This is a genomic window from Chlamydia psittaci 6BC, from assembly GCF_000204255.1.
GTDB lineage: Bacteria > Chlamydiota > Chlamydiia > Chlamydiales > Chlamydiaceae > Chlamydia > Chlamydia psittaci.
In genome coordinates, this window is record NC_017287.1 from 771398 (window position 1) to 787614 (window position 16217).

Here is a 16217-nt window from a genome sequence, read left to right on the forward strand (position 1 = left end):
CTTCTCTACTCAAGACACGATACATGATTTTATCTTAATTTGTACGTTGAAATCCCCAACTAAATACTATTTTATAGAATATATCGCGCATTCCTATCCTTGAATCAGGTAAAATGAAGGCTTGGATTTTTTTCTTTCTATAAAGTTAAAAGTAAATCAAACTAGTTTCTACTAAGTAGTTATAATTATCCATGTAGAAAATTTCTTCTTATTTCCAAAGTTATTATGAAATCTATGCCCAGCTTACCCGTTCGTATTTCTGGTATTACAGTTAGAAATCTGAAAAATATCTCTATAGAGTTTCTACCAGGAGAAATTGTTCTACTCACAGGAGTATCAGGATCTGGAAAATCTTCGTTAGCTTTTGATACTGTTTACGCTGCAGGAAGAAAACGGTATATATCCACTCTACCTTCATTTTTTGCGACGACTTTATCTTCTTTACCTGAACCTAACGTTGAAAGCATCCAAGGGTTATCTCCAACCATTGCTGTTAAGCAAAATCATTTTGCTTATCACTTTCATGCTACTGTCGGCAGTGTTACAGAACTTTCCCAACACCTTGCGTTGCTATTTTCTCTGGATGGGCAGGCTAGAGATCCTGTAAGCAACAAAGTGCTGCATCTACAAAGCAAAGAAAAGATTCTTGCAACACTTGAGAATATCCCTGAAGGCACGCAAATCACACTACTTGCTCCGTTACCAGATACCAGTAGCTCAGCAATTCAAGAGTGTGTCAGGCAGGGATATACGAAAATCCGTATGCATAATGAAATCTCATCCATCTATCCTTTTCTATCGTCTCCTCTGACTACTGATCACCCTGTCGATGTTGTCGTGGATTCTTTCATTAAAAATGAAAGTAACAATGCAAGAATGAAAGTCAGCTTATTCGCAGCGCTGCAACTAGGTCAGGGGCGCTGCTCTATACATTCCGGATCCCAAGAAGAAACCTTTTCTACACAAGTCTATATACCAGAAACCCAACAAACTTATACGCCATTAACACGACAATTGTTTTCTCCCCATAGCCTTGAAGATCGTTGTTTTAAGTGCCAGGGAACGGGAGTTCTTATTACTATTAAAGACCCTTCTCTTATTCAAAAGGATTTATCCATCCGGGAAAACTGTTGTAAGCTCGCTGGAAACTGCTCTACTTATTTTTACCATGCCCTTTATCAATCTCTGGCAGACACGTTAAACTTCAGCTTAGATACTCCTTGGAAACAGCTTCCTGAGCATATTCAGGACACCTTTCTCTACGGTCAAAACTCCCTAGTTCTTCCAGTACGCCTTTTTGATCCTGCACTTGGGAAGAAATCCCTGACCCATAAAGTGTGGAGAGGAGTTCTTAATGATATTGGTGAAAAAGTACGCTATGGAGCGAAACCTTCAAAATATATTCCTGAGGGGACCACAGCAGTCCCATGTCCTAAATGTCAAGGAATAGGGATCGGAGAATACGCATCTGCAGCCACTTGGCAAGGAAAAACTTTTATCGAACTTCAGAAAATGCCTCTTGATGAGTTGTTCTCTTTAACCTCTTCTATAACACCATCATCAAAATCTGTGCATGAGGTACTAGAAGGGTTCAATAATCGCCTTGCTACACTTATTCAGTTGGGTCTTTCCTACCTTACCTTAGATCGGGCCTCAGCAACGCTATCAGGAGGAGAGCAAGAGCGTACTGCTCTTGCTAAGCATCTTGGCGCTGAGTTATCAGGAATTACCTACATTCTTGATGAACCTTCCATAGGACTCCATCCTCGTGATACCGATAAGCTCATACAAGTAATTCAAAAACTACGCAGTCAAGGGAATTCCATTCTTCTTGTAGAACATGATGAACATATGATCTCTTTCGCAGACCGTATTATTGATATTGGTCCACGAGCAGGGATTTTCGGAGGTGAGGTACTATTTAACGGCACTCCTCAAGAATTTCTAAGCAAAAGCAACTCTCTAACAGCAAAATATTTACGAAACGAACTCACTATAGATATCCCCAAAAGACGTGCTAAAACACAAGCCACTCTTTCTCTATCTCATGCAACAACCAACAATTTGAAAGACGTGACCATTTCCCTACCTTTGGAAAGAATCACTGCGGTTACTGGTGTTTCAGGATCTGGAAAATCGTCTTTAATTAACGACACGTTAGTTCCTGCTATGGAACGTCTTATACAAGGAAAACCAGAACCTCACCTGCGCATAGATGGAGGGGATATTTCACGTGTTGTCCATATTACTCGCGACCTTCCTGGCCGCTCGCAACGTTCTATTTCCCTAACGTATATTAAAGCTTTTGATGATCTGCGAGAACTATTTTCCCAACTGCCTAAAAGTAAGCGGCTGGGGTTAACTAAAGGGCATTTTAGTTTTAATCTACCGTTAGGATCGTGCACGGAATGCCAAGGAATAGGGGCGGTAACTTTAGATGATTCTACCCTCATTCCCTGTCCGCTGTGTCATGGAAAACGTTTCCAACCCCAAATTTTAGACGTACATTATCAAGGGAAAAGCATCGCTGACATTTTAGAAATGACAGCATATGAAGCAGAGAAATTCTTTATAACTACTCCCCATATTCATGAAAAGATACATGCATTATGTTCTCTAGGTCTCGATCATCTTCCTTTAGGACGACCTTTATCCAGCTTATCAGGAGGAGAAATTCAGAGATTAAAGCTTACCTATGAGCTTCTTTCCCCCTCTAAAAAACCTACCCTCTATATTCTTGATGAGCCAACAACAGGCTTACATACTCATGACATCCATGCTCTTATCCAAGTTTTGTTTTCTCTTACACACCAGGGACATACGGTAGTGATCATAGAACATAATATGCACATTGTAAAAACTGCAGATCACGTCATTGAACTTGGCCCTGAAGGAGGAAATCTCGGTGGATATGTACTGGCCTCATGTTCTCCTGAAGAACTCATTCTCTTAGACACTCCTACAGCAAAAGCTTTGCAACCATATTTTACAAAGACCCCAGCTCTGCCTAAATGCACGAAAACAAGCCAGAATACGCATATTCTCAGAGATATTTCTGTTAAAGATGCTTATCATCACAACCTGAAACACATTGATGTTACGCTGCCACGTAATGCCTTAACAGCTATTTCTGGACCTTCAGCCTCAGGAAAGCATACTTTAGTTTTCGATATCCTTTATGCCTCAGGAAATATCGCTTATGCCGAACTCTTTCCTTATTATGTTCGTGAAGCTCTCATTAAAAAGACCCCTCTACCAAAAGTAGAAAGTGTTCGAGGATTATCTCCAGTTATTGCCATCAGAAAAACAGGAATAAAGAAAAACTCCCGACATTCCTTAGCTTCGGCCTTAGATATTACTGACGGGCTTGAAAAACTCTTTTCCCTTTTAGGGAAGCCCCACTGCCCATTATCAGGAACTCTCTTAGAAAAAATCACTCCACAAACTCTTGTTGCGAAACTTCTTCACGAGTATGCAAATTCTTATGTAACAATAACAGCGCCTATATCCTCAGATGAAGATCTCTCTATCGCTTTAGAAGCAAAGAAAAAAGAAGGGTATCTAAAATTATTTGCCAATCAAGAAGTGTATGATCTTGAAGAACCTCTCCCTGAGATTTTAGAAGATCCTGCTATCGTTATCCAACACACAAAAATCTCCCAAAACCACGAGTCCTCGCTTTTATCTTCTCTAACTTTAGCCTTTTCCTTATCCCCTACTCCCAAATTACATATTCATAATCATCAAGGGATTGTTCATTCACTAGCCTTTAATCTCGGCTGGCAAGATGCTTTAGGAAATAGCTACCCTAACGTTACACGCAAGCTTTTATCTCGCGAGCATATTGAAGGGCAATGTCAACAATGTTATGGATCAGGGAATGTTTTAAAACTCTCTTTAATGGATCATAAAGATAAAATTCTTAATTACTCTCCTATAGCTCTCTTTGAGCTCTTCTTCCCCGAAAGCTCCATAAAACCTATTCTCGATCTGATTAAAGAACTAAAAATTGCAAAAACTACGCCCATCAAAAATCTCGATATTCATACTCAAGAACTATTATTTAAGGGAACCAACAGATATCCAGGATTAGAAAGGATCCTTCTTGACCATTGTAACCGCGTTCCCTCCTGTCCTCTTTTACAACCTTTGCTCGTCCATGACATCTGCCCAACATGCTCTGGATGGGGAATTCACACATATGCTCAACATGTACGTATAGGGCAAACCTCCATTGTAGATATCTATCAACAAGACACCCACTTTTTGAAAGACTTCTTAAACACCCTTCACGATGATCAAGCTCAGCCGATTATACAAGATTTACAAAATCGTTTAACATTCATCAACAAGGTAGGTTTAAGCTACATTACCTTAGGACAACAACAAAATACTCTTAGCGATGGTGAATATTATCGCCTACACTTAGCAAAAAAAATCTCTACAAACCTTACGGACATCATTTATCTTCTTGAAGATCCTTTATCAGGTCTCCATCCTAAGGATGTTCCCACTCTAGTACAACTGATTAAAGAGCTCATTGCTAACAACAATACCGTTATTGCTACAGACCGCAGCAATGTATTAAAGCATTACGCAGAGCATACAATTCATTTAGGACCAGGATCTGGACCTCAGGGAGGGTACCTCACAACTGATACATCCGTATCTCTAGAAAATGAGGAGTATCCTCAAACTCCCTTTAAACATACTTTAGATGTACGTCTCACGGTTCATAACATCACGGATCTCAGTGTACAAGCTCCTCTCCGCAGCTTGGTTGCGATTGCTGGAGTATCGGGATCAGGAAAGACCTCATTGCTAACTGAAGGTTTTTATAAACAGGCTCAAAAGCTTATACACAATGGTTATGAGCTATTTTCTCATGTAATATTGTTAGATTCTCATCCTCTTTCTTCTTCACAACGTTCGGATATCAGTACGTATTTTGATATTGCTCCAAGTTTAAGAAACTTCTATGCATCGCTCACCCAGGCTAAAGCCTTAAGCATTACATCAAGTATGTTCAGTACAAATACTAAGCAAGGACAGTGTGCAGATTGTTTAGGATTAGGTTATCATCTAATCGACCGGGCTTTCTATGCATTAGAGAAACGCGTATGTCCAACGTGCTCAGGATACCGAATCCAACCCCTAGCTCAAGAAGCTGTTTATGAAGGGAAGCACTTTGGGAAATTACTACAAACTCCTATTGAAGAACTCCCTATACTCTTTCCTTTTCTTCAAAGGATTCAAGCTCCTTTACAAGCGCTTATACGGGCAGGACTGGGCTATTTACCTTTAGGCCAAAACCTCTCTTCTCTATCGCTTAGTGAAAAGATCTCTGTGAAAATAGCGAAATTTCTCTACTTACCTCCAAAAGAACCAACATTATTCCTACTCGATGAGATAGCGGCCTCCTTAGATAGAAATCAGAAATGCCAACTACAAAGACTATTCCGTACCCTGATATCTCAAGGACATTCGATTATTTATGTTGATCATGATGTGCATTTGCTGAAACAAGCAGATTATATCATAGAATTGGGGCCTGGCTCTGGGAAATATGGAGGGAAACTGATCTTTACAGGAAGACCAAAAGATATCTTAGCTTCAGAATCCTCTGTATTGAAAACGTACATGTGTGGGTTATAAAAGACGCTCTTTCACAAGAAGATCATAGGCAACGCGACAATTGTCACGCTCCACATCATCTCCTAAACAATGGAAAAAGATGAACTTTTGCAAGAGTAAATTTCTTCTTTCTTGATAACTCAATTGGTTTTCACAAATTCCTAAAGGACTACAAAATAATCCTAGTAATGCTTTTGGAGCTACACCATCTTCTCTACATCCCGAAAGATGTAAATAAGCTAAAGAACTCTCTTCAGTGAGCGCTAACCAATAACCATAAAGAACAAAAGCACAATGACTGTCCTCTATCCAGAAAGACTCGTCATAATTATCAGATAAGAGCTCGTATACTTTTTGCTCCTCTTTCATCCAAAGGTAGGCAAGTATTTCATAAGGCAAAAGATAGGTATACCGCTGCTGAGGAGAAACATATGTTTCCAGTAAACGGAGAGCATCAAGGATCAGCTCACCCTTACCATGAATTAACACGTCTTTAGCAAATAAATCGAACAAGTAAATAATCAAAACAGGATCTAAGATTTCGATATCTGAAAAAACCTTTTCTACAGGTGCGTGAAGGAAAATGGCTTCTAATGCTGAAAGGAAATGTACAAGCTGATGAGGAAGAATTTCTACGACATCTTCAGTAAATGTTGTTGCCTGGATATTCTCGCGTAAAATGTTCCCATAGACATCGATAAATTCTCGATCTCCTAAATCCGCTGCGGTATAAAAAATGTCTGCAAGAGCGCGGTAATCTTTTAAATCCCAAGATCTTTGGAATAAGCCTGGGAGAAAAGGGGTAAATCCTGACCAATAGCTCAATAGCAATTCCATTTTCGATGAACGGAAATCTATAGGGGAAATATCCAAACTACAAAACAAAGTGTCTTGAATTTTCCCTTGTAAATTTTTCAAGAAATGCTCTTCCTCTGAGGAATTTATGGATTCAGGAGCAACATGAAGAGCCAGCAGCATAAAAACTAAGGAGACGCGATGATTACTGTATAAAGCTTCATGCAAACGATAGACAACATGATCGCGAACTCGAGAAATTTCTGGACGCTGACTATAACGCTTCAATGCTAATAATAGACTTTTTACCTCTTCGTTATATTCTCCGAGACGTTGGTATACTAAAGCTTTACCGAGGTATTCTAATGGTGCTGCAACACTATCATGTAAAACAGCAAACTCTCTAAGTGCTTGGGAGAACCCTTCTTTATCGCCTTCTTCAGCAGCTTTTTCTAATACAGCAATGCCTATACGAAATTGTGCTTCGTATCCCTCCTTACGACCAGGGAAAGATTCGACGATCCTTCGGTAAAACGTAATAGCACGATCATAAAGCTTCTCATTAAGAAAGGCATCAGGAACTGCTAAACAACTGACTTGAAGTGATCCACTACTTTCTAAAACAACGATATTTCCACAAACGTCGGCTATATCTTGAATAATGACTCCAATACGTCCTCCACGTCCAGGGAGATAATCCATATGAATCATCCAGACTGCATGATCGATATGCAAAGATAACCGATGATTTTGCTTTTCAAAAGCTATAAAAAACTTCTCTTTATTTATATCTATATTTCCAGAGGTTTTCTGTATCTCTAAGCCGTTTCTCACTAGAGAAACTGAAAGAATATTCTTCTTAATATGTAACCAGAAACCATAACCTCGGTAGAAATCCCCATGATCTACGTTTTCAGAAGGAGGCAATAAAATTCCAAACCCTCCTTCTAATCCTTTGCGTAATAACGTATATTCCAAACGTACTTCAGAAAAGCTTTCTATCTTAGAAATCGCCAAGCTATACCATAATGCTGGGGACACCTCGAACATAGGGAAGTATTTAGATAGTAAAATAGATTCGTGGAATTTCCAACATTCTGCGTCCTGAGTATGCAGGGCTATCTTAGGCGTCCATTTCGGGCTACCTTGTAAATGCTGTTCTATATCAGCTTTTAATGCCTGCACAGATGGATAGCGTTCTTTAGGGTCTGTCGCTAAAGCTCGCATAACCACTTGGGAAAGAAAAGAAGGAATTTCTCGATGAGGAGCTGCCTCTTCAGGAGAAATAATGTGGTTAGGGATACTAATTTTCTTCCCTTTTTTATTACGATAAGGGAAAGACAACGTCAACATCTGATAAAGAATTACCCCTAAAGCATAGATATCCGTACTTTCTGAAGCTGGAGCTCCTCGCAGACGTTCAGGAGCCATATAATCCGGAGTACCTACAATCTTACCAGGCACCGTCATATTGGAAAACATAGATCCCGGCATAGGAATATCAAGATCTAAAAGAAAATCTTCTTTCATTTCCTTAGATAGGGCTGCTCCCCAATCTAAAATCACAACCTCACTAAATAGCCCGAGTAAAATATTGTCAGGTTTAAGATCTCTATGGAGAATCCCTCGAGAGTGCACATATTCTATAGTAGAACAAATTTTATGAAAGATAGAAAGAAAGGTCCCTACCGATGTCTGTTCCGCAAGATCCTTAGGAAGAGAATCGCATTGCCAAACACTTTTGAGCAAACTCTTAAGAGTATAACCTTCTATATACGGCATAGTGTAGTAAACAAGGTCACTGTCACTACAAATCGTAAAAACAGGAACAACCCCCGGATGCACAAGATCCGCAGCAATTTTAGCTTCCCTAAGAAAACGCTTCTTTAATAACTCATTATCAGAAAGATCTTTGCGGATTCTTTTCAGTGCAACCTTACGCGAACAGGCAGGATCATAGGCTAAATAAACCTCACCCATTCCCCCTTTACCAATCATTCTGATAATATCGTAATGCTGCAAAAGTGCTTAGTCCTTTAGTTCTAAGAAAACGATGCTAGCTTATCAAGAATACTTTGTAATTCGATACGATTATTTTTTAAAGCTTCTTCCTTAGCACATACAAGATCTGGATTAGCTTTCGTACGGAAACTCTCACTACTCAATAAACGTGAGGCACTTTCGATAGCATTCTCCAAACGTGTTTTCTCTTTTTCTAGGCGTGTTTTTTCTTTAGCAATATGTTCTACGGGAACAAATACCCCAAGACGAATACCCTCAACTACCCCTAAGCTATATACACGATCTTTAGGTTCTTCTGTAAGATTTTCTATAGAAGATATACCACCAAGAGCGCACACCATAGGCACATAAGTCTCTATAGATGTTCCTTCAGGGCAAATAACAAACGCTTCTAAAGAAGCCCTAGAATCTAATTGCATCTCTCCACGAATATTCCTAACTGTGTACACGAGCCTTTCTGCAAGAGCAAAAGATTCATGAAGATGCTCAGGAATAACGATATTTATGGGTTGAGGATAAGGAGCGACTACATAAGAATCTGCGCGCAACATAGCTAAAGCATGTGCTGTAATAGCATCAGAACATTCGTCCTTAACTTCTCCTATAACTTCTTTTAACTTTAGAAAGAGTGTTTCAGTAACAAAAGGTGCTATAGGATGTAAAACACCTAAAATATTGACTAGTAAAACAGCTAACAATTTCTGTTTTGTTAGTCGATCTTCCTTGCTTCCCTGCTTACCGTATAAAGTTGGCTTGATAATCTCTATATATGTGGAACAAAAATTATTCCTGAAGAATTCATATGCCATCGTGGTCATCTTATCGAATGCGTAATTTTGATACGCAGAATGTAACTCTTTTAACAAACGATTGAACCCATCAAGAATATAATAATCTTCTAATCCTAAAAGAGTTGTATCTATACCACGAGCAAGATCCTCACTTGTCAAATTAGAAATATGACCAAAGATAAATCTTGCGCCATTCCATATTTTATTCGCGAAGTTCTTGTATTCCTCAAATAAACGATAGTCAAGATCGATTTGCTCACCACGATTCGCGCATGAACACAACGCCATACGAACGGCATCAGCACCGTACTTAGCTATCATCTCCAAAGGATCAATAACATTACCTTTAGACTTAGAAAGCTTTTCCCATTTTGCTATAACATCTTTAGGAAGGGCTTTCCCCATGTCATAAGCATATTTTTCTTCTCCGGTAATGTATGTCCATTCTCCGAGATCGTTATAACGCTTGTACGATTTCCCAAAAATCAATCCATGTAAAAAAACATCGCTAAAAGGCTTTTCTCCAACCATAGCGCTGCAAAGCAATACCATGCGCGTCACCCAGAAAAATAGGATATCATGCCCGGTAATAAGAACTGCTGTGGGGTAAAACTTTTCTAAATCCCCGGATTCGTTATCGGGCCAACCTAAACAGGTTAATGGCCACAATCCAGAAGAAAACCAAGTATCTAATACATCAGGATCTTGATCCCAAGATTCAGGATCTTTAGCTACCTCTTCAGGAATGCCTTCACCGTCGTAGCATAACATACGATTCGCATCGCTTTTATGATACCATACAGGGATACGGTGTCCCCACCACAATTGCCGGCTAATGCACCAATCTCGGAGGTTATTCACCCAAGAGAGATAGTTTTTTGTAAATTCTGGGGGGAAAATCTTTATTGCATCACTAGATATAAACTCTCGCAATGAGTCGCGGAAGCTATCTACAGAAACAAACCATTGTTTTGATAAATATGGCTCGATAACGGCACCTGAACGATACGAGACACCCACTCTAAGCTTATAGGGTTCTTTCTTAACAAATAACCCCATAGTCTCTAAAGCAGTAATGATACTTTCTCGAGCTTTTTCTTTACTTAAGCCTGCAAATATCCCTCCATTCTCGTTAATTTCTCCGGTAGGAGTAAGAATATTTACCATAGGGAGGTTATGATTAATTCCGGTGCGATAATCATCTTTATCATGAGCAGGTGTAATCTTGACAGCTCCAGTACCGAATGAGGGATCTACAGACATATCTGCAATAATAGGAATCTCGCGATCCACAAAAGGTAAAAGCACCTTAGCTCCTAATAGATGGCTGTAACGCTCATCATCAGGAGAAATAGCAATCGCTGTATCGCCTAACAATGTTTCAGGACGTGTTGTTGCTACGACAATGTCTTCAGAACTATCCACTACGCGATAACGAATGTAGTAAAGCCAACCGTCTTTTTCCTCATACTCTACTTCATCATCAGCAAGTGCTGTCTGTAAAACAGGGTCCCAGTTAACAAGATAATTCCCCCTATAAATATGTCCTTTATCAAAAAGGATTTTAAATGCTTTTTTCACAGCACGATTGGCTAGAGGTTCCATGGTAAAACGCAAGCGCGACCAATCGCAAGAACATCCTAACTGACGTAATTGAGAAAGAATGACGCCTTCACTTTTTTCTTTCCACTGCCACACATGTTCGAGAAATTCTTCTCTAGAGAAATCCACACGACGCTTCCCTAAGGAGGAATATAAGTGCCTTTCCACGACTGTCTGAGTAGCGATACCGGCATGATCGGTACCTGGAACCCAACATACCTCAAACCCTGACATACGCTTATAACGAATAAGAACATCTTGAAGAGTATTTACAAGGGCATGCCCCATATGCAAAATGCCGGTAACATTCGGTGGCGGCATAATAATAGCATAGGGAGGCTTGTCACTCGCCGCTTGTGCCACAAACATGTTAGACTCTTCCCAAAAAGCATATAATTTCTCTTCTAATCCTTTAGGATCATAAGCTTTAGGAAATGCATCCTCTTCCATAATTCTCTATCCAAATCATTATAATATTTTAGATGTCATGTTAAAATTTGTCGGCCTAAGAAGCATCCATGGAAATCACTTCCATCCAAAGATGATGTCGCCTACTGACAATTTCCTTATCCCTACTAGATAAAGAAACCTTGTAAGAAACAATTCCCTGGCGCTCTTTGAAATCTTCACCCTTTAGACAGTAAATACGGTAACCAGAAAGCTGACGTACTTCATACGTCAATTTTTCTATTTTCCCATCACCATAGTAAACCCAAAGATGCAAAGTCGCTGGAAGGATATACTGCATCCGATAAGGTAAACTCCAGGTAACAACAATCTGCTGGCCCAATGTTTCACGCAGACAGGTTTGTTCTATACCCAGATGTGCTGCAGCTGTGTAATCATTATCTATAAATTCCGTGAACGAGGACAGGCACGGCTGCGAACATCCGGACAAACACAGTATAGATCCCAGAGGGAATAGAAGAACCCATAAGCTTCTAGAACAATAGTAACGCAAAAACAAAAGCAAAGAGTGCAAACGATTCAACTATCCCAATAGATGCAAAAGATTTACCATAAATAGCTGAAGAGCGTGCATAAGCTTGGATAGCACTTACACAACATTTCCCCTGCATTACAGCCGATATTAATAGTGCGATCCCTACAGAAAGCCCTACAGCAATCCCTGCTATAGCACCAACTTTGCCATCTTTTATACCATCTCTAAGCAAAAGCATAAAAATCAATCCATAGATAGATTGCGAAGAAGGCATTGCAGACAAGCCTATAATCTTTCCATGTCCCTCGTCAATTCGAGACATCACAGCATGCGAAGCCACCCCTGCCATACCACAACCAATGGCACTGCCTATCATTGCTAAGCCCATGGCAAAAACAGGACCAACAACCGATAAATCAATCATTATGTACCTCTATACCTCATAATAATACTACAAGAAAACCCGAGAATGAATTCTTTAATTGTCTTGCTTATAACTTCATTTTTCCAAAGGTCCCGAATTCTACCAAACCATAGAATTATTACCTAAACCTATCCCTAGGAATCCACAACCTTATGACATACTACTTTCTTTAAGGGATGTAGGAGCTTGCCTCCCCCATCAAAACTATAGTGATACCACTCAATAAAGTTTAATCTTAGACCGTGAATCACTCCCCCCATAATAGAAAGTAATATGTTCACTGAATGACCAAACAAAATAATAATGAAAGCTATAGCAGGCGAAAACCGATTGCTAATCTGTACTATTGTGGTTCCTACCATGGCACCTGCCAAGCCTAATGCGTATATACGCAAATAAGATAAAACATCTGAGAATACCTGAATAATCGCTGTAATCTCATCTATACCACCAATACCACGTTGCAACACTGCTCCGGAGACTGCAAGACCTATACCTACAAATATGCCGTAATAACCTAGAACCCCTCCAAAATCATAAGGGACACGGAATAGGTAATGAATTAAAGATACAGACTGTAAATATAAAGGAAGATAAAGATAGGCACCGCACATAAAAATGATCCATCCAAGCCCTGAATAGCGCTGACGTATATAACGCAACATGCCCAGAGCCATATGAATCAATCCGACAAATAAAGCTAATTCCATGAGAATATTGTCTGTAAACTTATCATAGACAACAGCACGTTTACCTACGTCGCCATTAACGGTTTCAGTAGCAAGGAGAAACTCTTTTGGGGTCTGCTTATCTTTCAATAAAGGATGTTCATTAACTAACTCTTTATATCCCTTAGGATGCTTCTCTAAATAATATTCTGCCTTTTTCAATGCTAATACATGCGTAAGCGAGTACTCTCGCAAAGGATTTGAAGGACTGATAGAAATGCCAAAAAAGGAAGTGGTAGCAAATCCCCAACAAATACATCCTAATCCTAAAATAGAAAACATCTTCAGGAAACGCGCTAATGACTTGGAACCTTTAAGCGCACGACGTGCCTTAAATGTTATGAACAACGAGGTTGCTAGAAAAACAAGTCCGTAACCACCATCATTGACAATCATAGAGAAGAAGAAAAAGAAGGAGACAAATACCCATAACGAAGGGTCTTTATCCGAAGATGCTGGTGTATCATAAATATTCACCAGATCTTCCCCAATGCGTCCCAAACCATGATTTTCTAAATAGGTAGGAACAATCTCATCTGGATTTGGGGCTACCTTGTATAGACAGACATCAAATTCTTCGCAGAGTTTCTCTAATTCTGTCAGACGATCAGAGATTACCCACCCCGAAATAGCGAACATCCTACCATCGAAAAGCTCTTCAACACTATCTTCGGCATGTTTGAGTTGCTGATCATTGGTATAATTGCAAAGTCCTTCAAGAATATCCTGACGATAAGCATAAAGCTCACATATTCTTGATTTTTTATGATGAATAGTCCTTAAAAGGACAGCTTCTTGCGATTGCAACTCATTAACAGAGTGTGGAGCATCAATCTCTGTAAATTGGTCTTTTGATAAGCCGACTACACCAATTACAGCATAATAATCGAAATTATACGCCGTAGATAAGTAGAAAACATTCGCTTGATCAACTTCTAGCTCTTGCCCTTCAACATGTTTGCGATAGAAAAACCTTATGGTTAATCCTGTTTTCCTTGTGAATTCAGCAATATCACTAGAAGAAAATACGCCTAGAGGTTTCACTCTAAGAATCTCTTTCCTTAAAGCTTTTGTATTTTCCGTGAAAGTAAGGATTTCTTGGTGTAGAGAAAATACCTCATCTAATATCTGTTCAACGGTTAAGTCTTCAGATTTTGACAACGACAAATCTGATGTAGGATATTCTCTTTTCAAACTATTTAGAATTTTCAGACACTCAGAAAAACGCCGCATTTTTTCTGAAGTAACGAATCTCTTATCGGAAATAAACTCGACAACTCCGAGTTCCCTGCAAGCAGTAAGAAATTCTGAGCTATTTCTTCCAATAAAAAGATACTTATCTACATTTACGCGCATTCGGATTCCTCCTTACGCTGCTGTATCTTTTTCTTAGCCATCTTTACTTGGCCAACATCTGTAATACTACGATCACTCAAGAAAATTGCTATTTTCTTAATCATACGTGTTGTCTCTGGAATCAGCTTTTTCTCAAAAAGATTTACACGAATAGAGACATTTCTTAACTCGTCTTCTAAAATTCTTTGCTTTTCTACAGCCACTTCAGAGCGTACTTTATTAACTACAAACTCTCTGGTGTAAGCGACAAGAGTGTCTACCCAGATCGGGGTATCTAAAACAGAATAAGAAGATTCCGTTAGAACGATATTCTTTATTACAGGAACTTCGACGCCTGCGATGTTTTCATATTCTTTTGCTACTTTTTCGATCTTAAAGCTATTTACTATAGCGTCAACATAGAGAGGAACACTATAGAGCTCAGCAAAGGCGTATATGCTTTCTCTAGATTCTTCATATGCGCGTATACTTTCACTGGCCTCTCGAATAGCATTGGTTACTTCTACTTGTAACAAGGCTTTCTTTAATTTTAACGTTGGTAAATATGTTTCCAGACGAGAAAGTTTTACCTTTTCTAAACGATAGGCGTTCTTTGTTAACTTTACCTGTGAAGACATGACTTGGGCCAATACTTATTGATCAACTGTTCCTTTATTCCTACTTCTTCGGAATGGAAACTTTGAGCAAGAATTTTCCACCCAATATCCAAAGCTTCTTCTAAAGGAATATTTACTTCTAAACTCATCAATCGTGTTTCAAAAAGCTCCGCAAATGCCAATAACTTTTTATCCCAATTGGATAACTTAAAGCCCATGGACATTCTTTCATTAGCTTTTCTAGAATCAGCATAAAGCCGTATTAATGAATTTGCTAGATCTCCGTGATCTTCTCTGGTCACCTTACCAATAACCAATTGTTTCAAACGAGATAAGGAACCGAAAGGATCAATACGATTATTTTTCAGGTAAAATTGCCCTTCCGTAATGAATCCTGTATTATCAGGAACAGGATGCGTAATATCATCACCGGGCATCGTAGTTACACTAATTAAGGTAATCGATCCACCCTGGGCTATGTCCACAGCCTTTTCATAGCGTAAAGCAAGATCAGAATACAAAGATCCAGGATACCCGCGGTTTGCAGGAATTTGGTCCATGGTAATAGCAATTTCTTTTAAAGCATCTGCAAATGCCGTCATATCTGTAAGTAAGACTAAAACATTTTTATTTTGATCTACGGCAAATTTTTCAGCACATGCTAAGGCCATATCAGGAATCAATACACACTCTACAGGAGCATCTACAGCCTTATGAATAAACATTACACTTTTATCAGCAAAACCTAACCTTTTAGACTCCTCAACAAAAAAGCTATAATCAACAAAGGTTAATCCCATGCCTCCAATAATTACGATATCCGCATCTGTTTGTGCTGCTATACGCATCAATAAGGCGTTGTGATTCTCACCTGAAGACGAGAAAATAGGAATTTTTTGTGATTTCACTAAGCAATTGAATACATCAATCATAGGAATATTGGTGCGCACCATATCCCTAGGAACAACACGGCAAACAGGATTGAATGTAGGCGTTGATATTTCAATCGGATCACCAAAACATTCTCCCTCACCGTCAATAGGTTTACCTACCCCGTTCAAACGCCTACCTATTAAAGAGTCTCCGTAAGTCACCTCCATAGAGCGTCCTAAAAACACCACTCGGTCTCCTGTTGACAGCCCAGAAGTCCCTCCAAAGACTTGTAGAGTCACTTTCTTAGCATCGAAACGCAAAACCGAGGCATACGAAGACCTTCCATCTACTCTCTCTATTTCTGCTAATTCGCCTAAACGTGCTCCCTCAGCTTCTACGGTTATCAAGTTTCCTTTGATATCGGTAATTTTTGTATATATTGTCTGCATAACC

The 16217-nt window shown here is 39.3% G+C and carries 8 protein-coding genes; 1 reads left to right on the forward strand and 7 read right to left on the reverse strand.

The annotated features are described in order from the left end of the window. Positions 1-234 precede the first annotated feature (234 nt). Positions 235-5655: an excinuclease ABC subunit UvrA gene (gene uvrA / locus G5O_RS08515; RefSeq protein WP_006343342.1), complete on the forward strand. Its 5421-nt coding sequence runs from the start codon at positions 235-237 to the stop codon at positions 5653-5655. Here uvrA and pknD read toward each other — a convergent pair. The 7 genes from pknD to G5O_RS08550 all read right to left on the reverse strand — a co-directional run bounded on the left by pknD (position 5650) and on the right by G5O_RS08550 (position 16213). After that, positions 5650-8451, reverse strand: coding sequence for a serine/threonine-protein kinase PknD (pknD, locus tag G5O_RS08520; RefSeq protein ID WP_013747385.1), 2802 nt, complete (start codon positions 8449-8451; stop codon positions 5650-5652). The genes uvrA and pknD overlap by 6 nt on opposite strands. A 20-nt stretch (positions 8452-8471) precedes the next feature. Beyond that, entirely contained in the window at positions 8472-11294 is a 2823-nt protein-coding gene (locus tag G5O_RS08525) for a valine--tRNA ligase (RefSeq protein ID WP_006343344.1), read from the reverse strand. Positions 11295-11349: 55 nt separating this feature from the next. Beyond that, positions 11350-11826: a hypothetical protein gene (locus G5O_RS08530; protein ID WP_013462702.1), complete on the reverse strand. Its 477-nt coding sequence runs from the start codon at positions 11824-11826 to the stop codon at positions 11350-11352. Further along, positions 11786-12211 carry an ATP synthase subunit C gene (locus G5O_RS08535; protein ID WP_006343346.1) on the reverse strand — a complete coding sequence of 142 codons (426 nt, stop codon included), beginning with the start codon at positions 12209-12211 and terminating at the stop codon, positions 11786-11788. Before G5O_RS08535 ends, G5O_RS08530 begins: the two co-directional genes overlap by 41 nt. Positions 12212-12345: 134 nt before the next feature. After that, a complete protein-coding gene (locus G5O_RS08540) occupies positions 12346-14295 on the reverse strand; it encodes a V-type ATP synthase subunit I (RefSeq protein ID WP_006343347.1) in 1950 nt (649 codons plus the stop codon). Next, entirely contained in the window at positions 14286-14912 is a 627-nt protein-coding gene (locus G5O_RS08545) for a V-type ATP synthase subunit D (protein WP_006343348.1), read from the reverse strand. Before G5O_RS08545 ends, G5O_RS08540 begins: the two co-directional genes overlap by 10 nt. Continuing rightward, positions 14897-16213, reverse strand: a complete 1317-nt coding sequence (locus G5O_RS08550) for a V-type ATP synthase subunit B (RefSeq protein WP_006343349.1) — start codon at positions 16211-16213, stop codon at positions 14897-14899. Before G5O_RS08550 ends, G5O_RS08545 begins: the two co-directional genes overlap by 16 nt. Positions 16214-16217 lie beyond the last annotated feature (4 nt).